The organism is Pontiella agarivorans (genome assembly GCF_034531395.1).
Classification (GTDB): Bacteria; Verrucomicrobiota; Kiritimatiellia; order Kiritimatiellales; family Pontiellaceae; genus Pontiella; species Pontiella agarivorans.
This window is the reverse complement of sequence record NZ_JARVCO010000007.1, coordinates 376002-389677: the sequence shown is the minus strand read 5'-3', so window position 1 is coordinate 389677 and position 13676 is coordinate 376002. Positions and strand designations below refer to the sequence as shown.

11 protein-coding genes are annotated in these 13676 nt (G+C 53.7%); 8 read left to right on the top strand and 3 right to left on the bottom strand.

The window, feature by feature from the left end; all coding sequences use genetic code 11:
* The first annotated feature begins 82 nt into the window (after nt 1-82).
* Together P9H32_RS06610 and P9H32_RS06605 are read left to right on the top strand one after the other, a co-directional pair.
* Entirely contained in the window at nt 83-1039 is a 957-nt protein-coding gene (locus tag P9H32_RS06610; RefSeq protein WP_322608098.1) for an AEC family transporter, read from the top strand.
* Between the two features lie 38 nt (nt 1040-1077).
* Nucleotides 1078-3717, top strand: coding sequence for a PQQ-dependent sugar dehydrogenase (locus tag P9H32_RS06605; RefSeq protein WP_322608097.1), 2640 nt, complete (start codon nt 1078-1080; stop codon nt 3715-3717).
* A 6-nt stretch (nt 3718-3723) separates the two neighbouring features.
* On the opposite strand, the gene P9H32_RS06600 is transcribed toward P9H32_RS06605, so the two are convergent.
* Both P9H32_RS06600 and sppA read right to left on the bottom strand, forming a co-directional pair.
* Nucleotides 3724-4254: a LysM peptidoglycan-binding domain-containing protein gene (locus tag P9H32_RS06600; protein ID WP_322608096.1), complete on the bottom strand. Its 531-nt coding sequence runs from the start codon at nt 4252-4254 to the stop codon at nt 3724-3726.
* A gap of 19 nt (nt 4255-4273) precedes the next feature.
* The gene (gene sppA, locus P9H32_RS06595) at nt 4274-5269 is read right to left on the bottom strand and encodes a signal peptide peptidase SppA (protein WP_322608095.1); all 996 of its coding nucleotides are present in this window, start codon (nt 5267-5269) and stop codon (nt 4274-4276) included.
* 184 nt (nt 5270-5453) lie between these two features.
* On the opposite strand from sppA, the gene P9H32_RS06590 reads away from it, so the two are divergent.
* The 6 genes from P9H32_RS06590 (at nt 5454) to P9H32_RS06565 (ending at nt 11444) form a co-directional block, all read left to right on the top strand.
* Nucleotides 5454-6428, top strand: coding sequence for a KpsF/GutQ family sugar-phosphate isomerase (locus P9H32_RS06590; RefSeq protein WP_322608094.1), 975 nt, complete (start codon nt 5454-5456; stop codon nt 6426-6428).
* A gap of 138 nt (nt 6429-6566) precedes the next feature.
* Nucleotides 6567-8252, top strand: a complete 1686-nt coding sequence (locus P9H32_RS06585; RefSeq protein ID WP_322608093.1) for a SurA N-terminal domain-containing protein — start codon at nt 6567-6569, stop codon at nt 8250-8252.
* Between the two features lie 12 nt (nt 8253-8264).
* Nucleotides 8265-8678: an FxsA family protein gene (locus tag P9H32_RS06580; protein ID WP_322608092.1), complete on the top strand. Its 414-nt coding sequence runs from the start codon at nt 8265-8267 to the stop codon at nt 8676-8678.
* Nucleotides 8679-8718: 40 nt separating this feature from the next.
* Nucleotides 8719-10140: a UbiA family prenyltransferase gene (locus P9H32_RS06575; RefSeq protein ID WP_322608091.1), complete on the top strand. Its 1422-nt coding sequence runs from the start codon at nt 8719-8721 to the stop codon at nt 10138-10140.
* Nucleotides 10141-10152: 12 nt separating this feature from the next.
* The gene (locus tag P9H32_RS06570; RefSeq protein ID WP_322608090.1) at nt 10153-11067 is read left to right on the top strand and encodes a PfkB family carbohydrate kinase; all 915 of its coding nucleotides are present in this window, start codon (nt 10153-10155) and stop codon (nt 11065-11067) included.
* Complete coding sequence (locus tag P9H32_RS06565; RefSeq protein ID WP_322608089.1) at nt 11055-11444, top strand: hypothetical protein; 390 nt, start codon at nt 11055-11057, stop codon at nt 11442-11444. The genes P9H32_RS06570 and P9H32_RS06565 overlap by 13 nt, the downstream gene beginning before the upstream one ends.
* Here the strand turns inward: P9H32_RS06565 and priA are convergent.
* Nucleotides 11441-13633: a primosomal protein N' gene (gene priA, locus P9H32_RS06560; protein ID WP_322608088.1), complete on the bottom strand. Its 2193-nt coding sequence runs from the start codon at nt 13631-13633 to the stop codon at nt 11441-11443. The two genes, P9H32_RS06565 and priA, sit on opposite strands and share 4 nt — an antisense overlap.
* Nucleotides 13634-13676 lie beyond the last annotated feature (43 nt).

Below are 13676 nucleotides of genomic sequence, written 5' to 3'. Positions count from 1 at the left end.
CCTTTTAACGTTAAAAAACAAAAATGGTACTTTCCAATCCAGGCGAGTCGGCTTATTCCCTACCCCAGACATTGGAAATTTTATGAACTACGCGCTCCAGATTTTATTTATTCTGATCCTGATGCTGATCGGCTTCATTGTCCGAAAACGCGGTATGATCAGCGCAGTAGGCACGTCCGAAATGGTTCGGGTGCTGATCGCAGTAATCTATCCCTGCCTCATTTTTTCCTCCGTCACCAAACTCGATGCCCGGGAACTTGCGGCCAACTGGATTATGCCCGTAATGGCGCTGGCTATTGCCGGAACCGGCCTGTTGCTCGGCCTCCTTGCACTCAAATTTCTGAAAGGCATCGACCGGCAGCGTGCCAGTGCCTTTCTCTTCCAGAACACCATTAACAACTATCTGTTCCTGCCTCTCCCTCTCGTCATGCTCGCCTGGGGCGAAAAAGGCGTTGCACTGCTCGTCTTTGCCTCTATGGGTTTCGAGCTTACCGTCTGGACCGTCGGCGTTTTTCTGTTCAACCGATCCAGTAAACTGAGCGAAGGCATACGCATGATGTTCGGCCCGCCGCTGATCGTTCTGATTTTTTCCATCTGCTGGGTCTGCGTTCGCGATCTGCTTCATCCGGAAATTCCAAATGTTGGAATCGCCTCCGATCTGGTTCTGCGCATACTGGAACTGGCAGACTTCGGGGCCGAAACCATCGGCCGCGCCGCTGTCGCTGTTTCAATGGTGGTATCCGGCAGCCGCATTGCCGCGCTCGATGTCAAAGCCGCGTTCGATGGACATGTCTGGCTGCTCTCCGCATTACGCCTGATCGCCACCCCGATCCTTTTCATCCTGGTTCTTAAAATGATTCCAATGGAGGAAACCGCATACGGTATTCTCTGCGTCATCGCTACGATGCCCGCCGCCGTCACCAGCCTGATTTTCAGTGAACGTTTCGGCGGCGATTCCGACTTTATTGCCTCCACCCTGCTCGTCACCCACATTGCCGGCGTCATCACCATTCCTCTCCTGCTCGCCTGGGCTATTTAATCAAAAAAAATTCAAACGCATCTGCAAAGGGACAACCCATGCATATATCCAACAGACTGATACGTCTTTTTATCCTGCTCATTATCTGCACAGGAAGTGCCTTCTCTCAACTTGTGCGCGAAGCCAATACCACACTGAACCTTCCGGCCGCAGCGCCCGAATACAACAGCTTTGCTTTTACCGATGCCTTTCCTACGCTCAGTCCGTTCGAAAAACCCGTTGCCATTGTTAGCCCGCCCGGCGAAAGCAATATGCTTTTTATTGTCGAGCAGCCAGGAAAAATCATGCGCATCACCGATCTGGATGGCACACCACAGAAATCGACATTTGCAGACTTTTCCAGCCGAATTGGCCTCTCTTATGACCAAGGTCTTCTCGGACTCGCTTTTCATCCGAACTTTCAAAGTAACCGCTATTTCTATGTTTTCTACACGACCTCTTTTCCTCGCCGGGACCGACTAAGCCGGTTTACCGCCCCCGTCGACTGGGATAGTTCCGGAACCGTTGACCTTTCAACCGAATACATTCTTATTGACCAACCGGATGACAGCCCCAACCATAACGGAGGTGACCTGCATTTCGGGCCAGAGGACGGCTACCTTTATATCCCCCTCGGTGACGAGGGCGAAATAGAAGACCGCTATGAAAACAGCCAGAATATTGAATTGAATTTTTTCTCGGGAATCATCCGGATTGATGTCGATAAAAAACCGGGGAGCCTGGAACCCAATCCACACGATGATCAGGGCACGGATGCCGTTATCCGAGATAACGGTATCGCCCGGTACGGCATCCCCCCCGACAATCCCTTTGTGGGCGCAACGCATTATAACGGAATCCCGCTGACGGGAAATATCCGGACCGAATTCTGGGCCACCGGCCTGCGCAGCCCCTGGAGAATGGGGTTTGATCCACTGACGGGCCGTCTTTTTGTCGGAGACGTCGGCGAAAACGCACGGGAGGAGATCCATCTGGTCAATAAAGGCGACAACTGCGGATGGGATTATCTGGAAGGTACCATCGAAAGGATCGGAGCACCGACACCCCCGCCCGGATTCAACCCGGCCGATCCCATCTTCGAATACCCTCATGAATCCGGTTCATACAGTGTTATCGGCGGACGCGTGTATCGCGGAGAAAGCCTGCCCCAACTGTTCGGAAAATATATCTTCTCTGAATCGTATGATGGCCGCGTATGGGCACTGACCGAAACAGAAGAAGGCTCCGGCGTTTTCACCGATGAGGTGATTGCAACAGAATCCTTTCTCGTGGCTTTCGGCGAACATCCCGCCACCAAAGAGATTCTGGCGGCCGATTATATCGACGGGAAAATCAAACAGCTTACTGCGAGCGGGCCGGCAACCGGCTCACTGCCCGCCACTCTGACCGATACCGGGGCTTTTTCCGATCTAGCCTCGCTGACCCCGAACAGCGGAATCGTTGCCTACGAAACCAATGCGGATCTCTGGTCCGATGACGCCGAAAAACAACGATGGTTCTCCATTCCCGACCCCAACGATCACGCTGGCTGGGCCCGGGACAAAAACTGGGAACTCCCAACCGGCGCGGTATGGATTAAACACTTTGATCTGCGCACCGATCTTGGAGAACCCGGGGTATGGAAGCGCCTGGAAACCCGGTTTATTGTAAAAACCGAAGATGGCATTTACGGCATCACTTATCAGTGGAATGATACCGATACGGAAGCCTATCTGGTCCCCGCTGAAGGAACCAATGTAACCTATACCGTCACACAGCCGGATAACAGCACCTACCAGCAGACCTGGGGCTATCCCAGCCGAAGCGAATGCATGCAGTGCCACACCAAAGCCGGTGGATACGCCCTCTCCTTCAATACCCGTCAGCTCAATCGTGATTATACGTTCGGAAATGTGATAACCAATCAGGTCTCACAGCTGGCACAGTCCGGTTTTTTCAGCAATACCGTCGATGACGTCACCTCTCTTCCCCGCATATTCCCGATTGACGATGAAAGCCAGAGTCTTCACGCCCGTGTACGCTCGTACTTTGATGTCAACTGTTCACATTGTCACCGCCCGGAAAGCGCAACACCTTCGGCCTGGAATGGACTAATGGCGGACCCCTTCGTGAATGCGGAAATCTACAACGGCGCAATCGGCTTCGATAACGGGAACAGTAATGCCTGTTTTGCCGTGGCCGGAGAACCCGAGAATTCGGTAATCCTCGACCGAATGGCCGGGACGTCACCGTTTCAACGCATGCCACCTATCGGATCCAACCGCCGCGATCTCATAGCAGAACAGGTCATCAGCGACTGGATTGAACAGGAACTCCATCTCTACCCGACCTATGAAGAGTGGCGGGCCCAGCAAACCACCGATCCCGGCGGTCCCGACGAGGACCCGGATGGCGACGGCGTCACCAACGATCGCGAACGGATTGCCCGCACCGATCCCTACAATGCACAGGATCGTCTCCAGTATGATTTCCAAATCGACGGCAATATGCTGAACTTTTCCTATAACCAACTGGCCGGACTCGATTTCAACATCGAAACCAGCACCAATCTGGTTGAGTGGACCGAGTTGAATCCCGCGCCCCCCTCATTCCCGGCCGCAAACTCACCGGCACAGGAACAAGGTCCGGTCGACGACAGTCCAGTTCGTTACTTCCGACTCAAGGTAGAAGAACCCTGATTCGTTTTATTCCGGAATAAACAGCTTTTGACCAACGCGGATCTGGTCGGATTTCAGGTTATTCGCCTGCTTAATGGCCTTGACCGTTGTGCCATAGGCCTGGGCAATAGCAGAAAGAGTGTGACCGGATTCGACAATATGTTCGCGACCGGAACCCCGGTGAACGGAGGAACTTCCGGAAGATGCGGGCCGGCTGGCAGCACCCTTACGCAGGAGAGCCTGCACCTCTTTAATAAGGTTGGCCATCTCCTTTTTCTGCCGGGCATCCAGTGCATTCATTTTACTGTTGAGCGAACTGATCTGACCATTCATCGCATTCACCTGGCTGCGCAGCGACTGAAGCTCCTGCATGAGCCGGGCATTTTCCATCTCCACCGTTTCCACCGCACCCTGCATACGATACGCACGTTCTTCGGCCTGACGGGCGGCCGCCTGCTCACGAGCCTGCACAGTCCGGCGCTGCTGCGGGGTCTGAAGGGTTTCACAGCCGGTTAAAACAGCCAGTGCGGGTATAACAAGTAAATACGATTTTTTCATTTCAACGTACTCCAATAAATCAGGGTTTCCAAAGATACATAAAACGGGGCGGATCAACCGCAAGATCCAGCGTCGGAACATGCGGAGTTTTCGAGGCAAACAAGCTGTCCAGGAAGCCCATTTCACGGCCATAGCGAACCAGATAAAGCTCATCCACATCCAGCAGTTCACACATTTTTTCAACGGCATCTTCCCAATAACCGACCCCATCGATCAGATTTTCCTCCAGCGCCTGACCGACGCTGAAAACACGGCCGTCGAGCAACGCATCATCTTCCAGCCCACGGGAATCCATCACAATCGCGGCAAAACGCTGCTGCATAGAATCGACCAGCGTCTGCAGCATATTCAGATGTGCCGGATTCACCTCTTCAAACGGGTTGAGCATGTCTTTGTTTTCGCCGGAGGCAATCGTAACCGAGCTGAGGCCGATCATATCACCCAGCCCTTTCATATTCATGGTCTGCATAATGACCCCGACGGAGCCGACGATGGCCGTCGGTTCCGCCATGATATAATCGCCCGCCATGGATGCATAATATCCGCCCGAAGCACACAGATCGCGGACAAAAACCAGAATAACACGATTCTCATCAACCCGTTTGAATTTTTCCAGTGCCGCATAAATTTCATCGCTGGGTGTCACCCCGCCGCCGGGCGAATCAACTTCCAGAATAATCCCCTCGACCTCTTCATCAATCGTGGCGGCCCGGATTTCCGCAAGGATCTGCTCCACCATATCGGGATCCGAGCCGAGGAGACGTTCCTGCCGTCCGCGCATAATCACGCCCTGCAGGCCGATGCGAACCACCTTTTTGTCCCCGTATCCATAGGACCAGATTTCAGTAAATTCAGGAATCTGATCCTGCGGCTGATCAAATCCCGCCACCGAACCGCCCCCTCCGGAAACCAGCGCTGCGGTCAACCCCACATTCGCCAGAAAACTGCCGAAAAGCATCAACGCCAGAATGGCAATGACAATCCATAATCCTACTTTTGCACCGTTACTCGACATCTATTCCACTCCGGTTTTCCAATGACCGGAAACCATAGCCCAGCGCCGCGGCGATTTGAATCAATAATTTTCAGTGGTTGAAAAACGACCGCCTCACGGAGCGGCAGGTAGCGACAGCAGCGGCTTGCAGGTACTGCAGGAGTTGAGGTAAAACTTCCAACCATTGGAAATATGGAGAGAGACGTTGGACTATTTGAAGCGCGCGAATGAAGTTTTTGATATTGAACTCGACGGAATGAAACGGGTGAAGGCGGATCTCGACGGCGGCTTCGTTCAAGCCATCGACGCCATTCTGCAAACCATTGAAAACGGCTATGGAAAAGTGGTCATCGCCGGTGTCGGTAAAAACTGGCACATCGGCAACAAAATGGCCGCCACCTTCACCAGCACCGGCACGCCGGCTGTGGCCATGCACCCGATTGAAGCGATGCACGGCGATTTCGGCATTCTGTCCGAACGCGATATCGTGGTGGCCATGAGTTATTCAGGCGCATCGGATGAACTGATTGCCGTACTCCAGCCCGTCAAACGCATGGGCGTTAAAATCATTGCACTTACCGGCGAACCCGAATCCCCGCTCGGCGAATATGCCGATATCATCGTTTCGGTAAAAGTGGACAAAGAAGCGTGCCCGTTTAATATGGCACCGACCGCCAGCACCACCGCCACCCTCGCCCTCGGCGATGCCATGGCCATGGTCCTCCTCGATGCGCGGGGATTCAAAATGGAGGATTATGCCCGCCGGCACCCCGGCGGCGCCATCGGCCGTACCCTCCTGCTTCGCGTTGAAGATGTTATGCGAACCGGAAAACGCAGTGCCACCGTCCCCGTCGGCAGCCCCGTCAAGGATGCCCTGATTTCCATGACAGGCGCAAAGGCCGGCTGCGTCGCCGTCGTCCATCCTGACAACACCCTCGCCGGCATTATGACCGACGGCGACCTTCGCCGCCACCTGATCGAAACCCCCAACCTGATCGAGCAGCCGGTTGACAGCATTATGACCGTTAACCCGAAAACCCTGAAAAAAGATCAGCTGGCCATCGATATTCTCAATATCTACGAACAATTCAACATCGACGACCTGATCGTCGTCGACGACACCAACCGCGTCATCGGCGCCGTTGATATCCAGGATATGCCGAAACTGAAAATTCTTTAACCTTCAGATTTATTATTCTCTGGCAATCACACATAAATGCGGGTTTAAACACATGACTTCCCCATTGACCCCGAAAATTGCAATCGGTAGGGTTCGCGGGTTATTTTTACATATTCTGGACAGGAGAGAGGTACACCCATGGCAATGATGATTTCTAAATTCAATAAACTGATCCATAACAAGACCGTATGGTTGATCTTCGCGATCTTCATCAGCGTGGCTTTTGTGATGGTATACACGGGCGGAAAGTCCAATGGCGGTGCCAAGGAGGCCCAAAAGGCGGCCAACGAAGTCGTCGGGCGTCTTTGGGGAAAAGATATCACAGCGGCGGAGTATAACAGCGCCTACCGAAACACCTACGTCATGTATTCCATGATGGTCGGCCGGCCGCTGAGCATGACCGATGAAATTGAAGAAGCGGTGCGCACACGGGCCTGGCAGCGCCTGGCAACCCTTAAAAAAGCCAAGGAAATGGGACTAACTGTTACCAATGAGCAGATAGTACAGATGATCAAATCACAGCCGATCTTCCAGAACCAGCAGACCGGACAGTATGATGCAAACATGTACACCATGTTTGTTCAGGGTTTTCTTCCGCAGGCCGGTATGACGGCTAAAGGATTTGAACAGATGATGGCCCAGAATGTTCTGATCGAAAAAGCCGCAGCTTCCGCTGCACAGGGCGCACTTGTGACGGACGACGAAATTAAAAAAGCATTCCATCTCTATAATGATCTCGTTACTGCTGACTATGTCACTCTTCCCCGCGATCTGATCGATACCGTTGAAGTGACGCAGGATGATGCCAGAGCCTATTATGAACAGAATCCCGATCAGTTCCGACTGCCGAAAAAACGTGTCGTCCACTATGTCGCCTACGATGTAAACGATTATACCAACAGTGTTTCGGTTTCCGACGAGCAGGTTGCTCAGGTATACGAGCAGAATCTGCAACGCTATATCAAACCGGAAACCGCAACCAACGAAGTTCCGGAATACATTCCGCTCGAAGAAGTCAAAGGCGAAATCGTCGATATCCTCATCCACGGATTGGCTCAACAGGCGGCGGCGCGGGCGGCCGACGAACTGGTTGCCGCGCTGGCCGATGAAAGCACCACTTTTGAAGCCGAAGCGGAAAAATCCGGAAAAACCATCGTGAAAAACACCCCGGCATTTGCACAGACCGATCGCCCGCGCGGTATTGACCCGACCGCCCCATTTGCTCAAGCCGCCTTCACACGGGAACTCACTCCTTCGCGATACTACAGCGATGTCATCGCCGGCCGCGACACCGTCTATGTTCTGGCTTTACAGAAAGAATTACCCGATTTTCTGCCGGCCTTCGAAGTGGTTGAAACCGACGCCACCGAATCGGCTCGTATAGAGGCCGCCGACAAAGCCTACATTGAAAAAACAGAGGAAATTCACAAAGAGCTGACCGAAGCCGTTAAAGCCGGAACCTCTTTCGCAGACGCAGCCTCGAAATACAATCTCGTTGTCGAAACCACGGAACCCTTCAGCATTTCCTCCCCGCTGGAAGGTCAGTTCAGCCGCGAAATTATGGGAGCCACCATTCAGCTGGATCAAGGTACGATCACCGACCTGATCAGCACTGCGGATGAATTCATGGTGGCCTATGTGGCCTCAAGAGAAGCCGCAAACGAAGAACAGACCCTTCCGGGAATGCGCGATCAACTCGCCGCCGGCATCCGACAGGAAAAAGCAGCCCGCCTTGCTCAGGCCTGGCAGGAATCGCTTCTCGACGAAGCCGGTTTTGAAGATCTGAATCAAAAAAACGAGACCGCCGACTCGGCGGAATCCTAACCGGTCCCCGCCATGCCGCTGCACTACCTGCTCGTTCTCTTTATAGGATTACCGATCCTGGAGTTCGCTCTGCTGATTAAAGTGCACGGCATGGTTGGTTTCATTCCGACCGTTCTGCTGGTCTTGCTTACCGGAATGGCAGGCGCCTGGCTGGTACGTCGCCAAGGCGTGAATATTCTCTTTAAAATCCGGCAGGAAATGGCACTGGGAAATCTGCCCGCGCCACAGATGATCGATGGTGTCATGATTCTGCTGGCCGGCGCATTTCTTGTGACGCCCGGCCTGATTACCGATGCCGCAGGATTTGCTCTCCTGATTCCTTTCATCCGCCGGAAGATTCGCTATGCATTGCGCAAAAAACTGGAAAACGGCATGCGCAACGGCTACATACAAGTCAATATCAAGCGCCCGGACAACTTCCAATGATTGAAAACGGGCATACGAGTTTCCAGAGTTTGGAAAAGAAATGAGCTCAGACCAAAGTATCCCGTTATGCGTCGATCTTGACGGAACCCTCGTCAAACTCGACACCCTGCATCAGGCTCTTTTTCTGCTGCTGCGCCGGGATCCCGCGTGTATTTTTAAATTTGCCGGCTGGCTGCTGAAGGGCAAGGCGCATTTTAAAGATCAGGTTATGCAGCGTGTGGAGCTCGATGCCGCGGTCCTGCCTTACAACGGGCCACTGCTGCAATGGCTCAGAAAAGAACGTAGTAAGGGACGTACACTGATCCTCGCCACGGCCTCGAATTACCGCACCGCCGAGGCGGTTGCCCGGCACCTCGGTATTTTCGATGAAGTCCTGGCCAGCAATGCAGACACCAACCTTCGGCACAGCAATAAACTCGAGGCCATCCGCGAAAAGTTTCCAGCCTTTGGCTATGCCGGAAACGATAAAGCCGATTTCCCGATCTGGGATGCCGCCGACGAGGTTATCCTGGCCAACCCCTGCCCGCTCTCCAGAAAAGGTTACGCCGTCAAAGCCGACCATATCTTCGTGGATCATCCCGGCTGTTTTTTCTGTATTGCCAAAGCCATGCGTCCCCAGCAATGGCTGAAAAACGTCCTTATTTTCACCCCGATGATTCTGGCACACCGTTTTTCCGATCCTGCCGTCATCCTCCAGACAGTGATCGCTTTTTTTGCTTTCAGCCTGGCCGCCTCGTCCATCTATCTGCTGAACGATCTGTTTGACCTCAGTGCCGACCAGCACCATCCACGCAAACGAAAACGACCGTTTGCATCCGGAGACCTTCCCATTTCAGCCGGCGCACTCATGACTCCCCTTCTAATCACTGCCAGTCTGCTGCTCTGCCTGCTTCTCCCGCTCAACTTTGTCTATGTGCTGATTGCCTATTACATCATTACCACAATCTATTCCTGGCGACTTAAGCAGATCGCCGTTGCGGATGTACTGACGCTTGCTCTGCTCTTTTCGTGCCGAATTTTTGCCGGTGCGGTGGCCACCGAAACGGCGGCATCGGGCTGGTTCATTGAATTTGCCATTTTCCTTTTTCTGAGTCTTGCCATCGTGAAACGGGTGTCCGAACTGCGGGAAATCAAAGAAACCGACGCGGAAGAACAGGCGAGGCGAGAACGCGGCTACCGCGTGGACGATCTTCCGCTGCTGCTCGGTTTCGGCACCGCCTCCGGCTACATCGCGGTGCTGGTGTTCACCATGTATCTGGGCAGCGACAAAGTGGCTGAGCTTTATACCTATCCCCGGCTGCTTTGGATATTCTGTCCACTGCTCCTCTACTGGATTACCCGCATCTGGCACCTCGCCTGGCGGGGAGAAATTAACGACGATCCGCTGGCGTTTGCCGCCCGTGACCTTCAGACCTATGTGCTGGGCGCGATCGGCATGACAGCCATGCTTTATGCCATTTAAAAGGAGAAAATTATGACCAAACCCGCTGTTGACCTCATCATTGTCGGCTCGATCGGAATCGACGACATCGAAACCCCTGCCGAAAAACGGGAAGGCCTTCTCGGCGGTTCCGTCAGTTATGCCTGCGCGGCCGCTTCCTTTTTTTCCCACACCGGCATGGTTGGCGTCGTAGGCACCGATTTCCCGCAGGAATTCCGCGACACCTGGAGCAGCATGAATATCGATCTCGAAGGGCTCCAGACCGTCGAAGGAAAAACCTTCAGCTGGGGCGGTAAATACCATGATAATATGGATAGCCGCGATACGCTCTTCACCGATCTCGGCGTTTTTGAAACCTTCTCCCCGGAACTTCCGGAAAACTACAAAGAAGCCCCCTACCTCTTCCTCGGCAACATCCACCCCGCCCTCCAGCTTCATGTGCTTGAGCAGGTCAGAGAACCCAAGTTCGTACTTATCGATACCATGGACCTGTGGATCAACATCGCAAAAGAGGATCTCGAAAAAGTTATCAGCAAATGCACGATGCTCACGCTCAATGAGTATGAAGCACAGCTCTTCACCGGCGAACACTCACTGACCAAAGCCGCCAAAAAACTGTTCGATCTCGGCACTGAATATGTGCTCATCAAAAAAGGCGGGAACGGCTCCATGCTGTTCACCAAAGAGGATACTTTCCTGCTGCACGCCTATCCGCTCGACCACTTCAAGGATCCTACCGGAGCAGGCGACACCTTTGCCGGCGGCCTGATGGGGGCGCTCTGCGCTTCCGGAAAAACAGACAAAGAGAGTATCCGTCAGGCCATGGTATACGGCAGCATTACCGCGTCCTTCGGGGTTGAAGAATTCAGCCTGGAACGACTCACGAAACTCGACCGCGATCAGATAGAAATCCGTGTTGCAGAATTCAAGGATATGTGCAAAATATAAAGACCGTGAAAGATGGTCAATTCAACCTGCATTTTGAAACGCGAAACAATTATCTTTTTGTCCGGTTGACCGGCGAGGACAGCTACGAAGCCAGCCGTTCATATTGGAGACAAATTGCCGACCGGGTCCGCAAACTTGAACTCAACCGGGTGCTGATCCATGAAGCCCTCGACGGCGGCATCACCGAAGGTGAACTGTTCGAGCTTATTATGGAATTCGTTCCCGCAAGCGCAGGTATCCGAGTGGCCTTATACGACGAAAATAAGGAAAATCACGAACTCAACCAGCTTGGTGAGTTGATCGCCAGAAACCGGGGCGCGGAAATACGCATTTTCCAATCCTTGGAAAATGCAGAAAAATGGATTTCTGAAAACTAAAGCAGCGACAGCGCATCCACATCGATACTCAGGGAAACCCCTTTCGGCAGGCGCATACGATTTTGCACATGCCGGATCGGCTTCGTCATCTTCACGGTGTGCTCGCAACGCAGCATAATCTGATACCGCCAGAAACCTTTTGCCCGGGCCAGCGGGGCCGGCATCGGCGGAACCGCATTCACCGACTCCGGAAGCACACTTTCCAACGATTGGAAAAATTTATCCGCCGTCGTCATCACATCCACTTCCGACTCTCCCTTAAACGTGAGCAGCACCAGATGCGAAAAAGGCGGATAGCCCAGCTCGCGCCGGAACTCCAGATCCTGAGAACAGAACCCTTCATAATCCAGGTTCCGCGCCGCCTGAATGGCCGGATGGTGCGGTGTGTAGGCCTGAACAATCACCTCACCCGCCTTCTCGCCCCGTCCCGCCCGACCAGCCACCTGCGTCAGCAACTGGAACGTCCGCTCACCCGCCCGGAAATCCGGAACCTGTAACGACATGTCGGCATAGAGCACCCCAACGAGTGTGACATTCGGAAAATCCAGCCCCTTTGCAATCATCTGCGTGCCCAGCAAAATATCCAGTTTTCCCGTTTTAAACTTATCTAACACCGTGCGGTACGAATCTTTTTTGCGCATCGTATCCGAATCCATGCGCGCCACCCGGGCCTTCGGGCACAGCTTTTCGAGAATTTCCTCAATTTTCTGCGTGCCCATTCCGGCATATTTAAAATTAAGGTCCCCGCAGCTCGGGCACTTATCCGGGACCTTCTCCTCGCGCCCGCAGATATGACACATCATTTTATTCGCCCGCTTGTGGTAGGTCATTGAAATGCTGCACTCCGTGCACTCCGCCACGTAACCGCACATTTCGCATTGAATCGAAGAGGAAAAACCACGTCGGTTCAGAAAAAGAATCACCTGCTCGCCGACATTAAGCCGGTCATAAATCCCCTGCACCAGCTCCGCCGAAAAGATTGTCGGACGCCCCTCCTTCTCCGCCTCGATCCGCATGTCCACCACCCGCATCAGCGGCATCGACCGATCATCCACGCGCTGCACCATTTCCGCCAACTCATACCGACCGCTCTTCACATTGGCAAAAGATTCCAGCGCCGGCGTCGCGGAACCCAGCACGACACAACAGGTTTCCAAGTGACCGCGCATCACCGCCACATCACGCGCATTATAGCGCGGAGATTCATCCTGTTTATAGGTCGGCTCATGTTCCTCATCCACCACAATCAGCCCGACATTTTCCACCGGGGCAAAAAGGGCCGACCGCGCGCCAATGGCAATCTGCGCTTTGCCGTCACGAATGCGATGCCACTCATCGTGCCGTTCTCCATCCGACAGATTGGAATGCAATACCGCCACGCAATCGCCGAAGCGCGATCGAAACCGGTCCACCGTCTGGGGCGTCAGCGATATCTCCGGCACCAGCACAATCGCACCCTGCCCTTTATCCAGCGCATGCTGCAGTGCCTGCAGGTAAACCTCCGTTTTACCGCTGCCCGTCACACCGTGCAGCAGCACCGTTTTCGGCTTTTTCAGGTCCATTGACGCACAGATTTTATCCAGCGCGACCTTCTGCTCCACCATCAGATCAAACGGTTGTGTCCGCAACAGCTCCATCCCCGCATGCGGGTCGCGCTGAACCGTCTCCTCCGAAATCGTAACCAGCCCCTTTTTCTCCAGCGTCTTGATCGGCGATTCCGTGCACCCCGCCCGTTCACATAATTCCGAAACCGACATGCTTCCGAGCTGCTCCAATGTACGGAAAACCGCGTCCTGAAGAGCGGTAATTTTCTCGGGCACCTTTCCCGTCAGAGCAACAAAACGCTGTTTTTTATGCCGGGCTCCGTGACGACGTACGGCGCTGGGCAGCACGGTGCGGACGGCCTGCTCGATGGGCGCACAATAGTAGTCGGCAATCCAGTAGGCGAGCTTCATAATCTCGTCGGGAATCAGCGGTTTTTCGCCGACAACACTGTCGATTTCTTTCAGCTTATCGGCATAAGCAGAAAAACTGGCCAGCCCCACCACAAAGCCGCGCAGGTTCCGTCCGTGGAACGGAACATTTACCTGCGACCCCACCTTAATGGTCGGCTGGAGATGCGCCGGAATGTTGTAATCAAATTCCCGGTCGAGCGAAATCTCCACCACTACTTTTGCAATACGTGCCATAAGCGGGACAATGTAGTTTCCAAACCTTGATAACGCACGAAAA

Bases quoted from the DNA above. Each gene is read 5' to 3' on its own strand.
- P9H32_RS06610 (WP_322608098.1), top strand. From the start codon at position 83: ATGAACTACGCGCTCCAGATTTTATTTATTCTGATCCTGATGCTGATC.
- P9H32_RS06605 (WP_322608097.1), top strand. From the start codon at position 1,078: ATGCATATATCCAACAGACTGATACGTCTTTTTATCCTGCTCATTATC.
- P9H32_RS06600 (WP_322608096.1), bottom strand. From the start codon at position 4,254: ATGAAAAAATCGTATTTACTTGTTATACCCGCACTGGCTGTTTTAACC.
- sppA (WP_322608095.1), bottom strand. From the start codon at position 5,269: ATGTCGAGTAACGGTGCAAAAGTAGGATTATGGATTGTCATTGCCATT.
- P9H32_RS06585 (WP_322608093.1), top strand. From the start codon at position 6,567: ATGGCAATGATGATTTCTAAATTCAATAAACTGATCCATAACAAGACC.
- P9H32_RS06580 (WP_322608092.1), top strand. From the start codon at position 8,265: ATGCCGCTGCACTACCTGCTCGTTCTCTTTATAGGATTACCGATCCTG.
- P9H32_RS06575 (WP_322608091.1), top strand. From the start codon at position 8,719: ATGAGCTCAGACCAAAGTATCCCGTTATGCGTCGATCTTGACGGAACC.
- P9H32_RS06570 (WP_322608090.1), top strand. From the start codon at position 10,153: ATGACCAAACCCGCTGTTGACCTCATCATTGTCGGCTCGATCGGAATC.
- priA (WP_322608088.1), bottom strand. From the start codon at position 13,633: ATGGCACGTATTGCAAAAGTAGTGGTGGAGATTTCGCTCGACCGGGAA.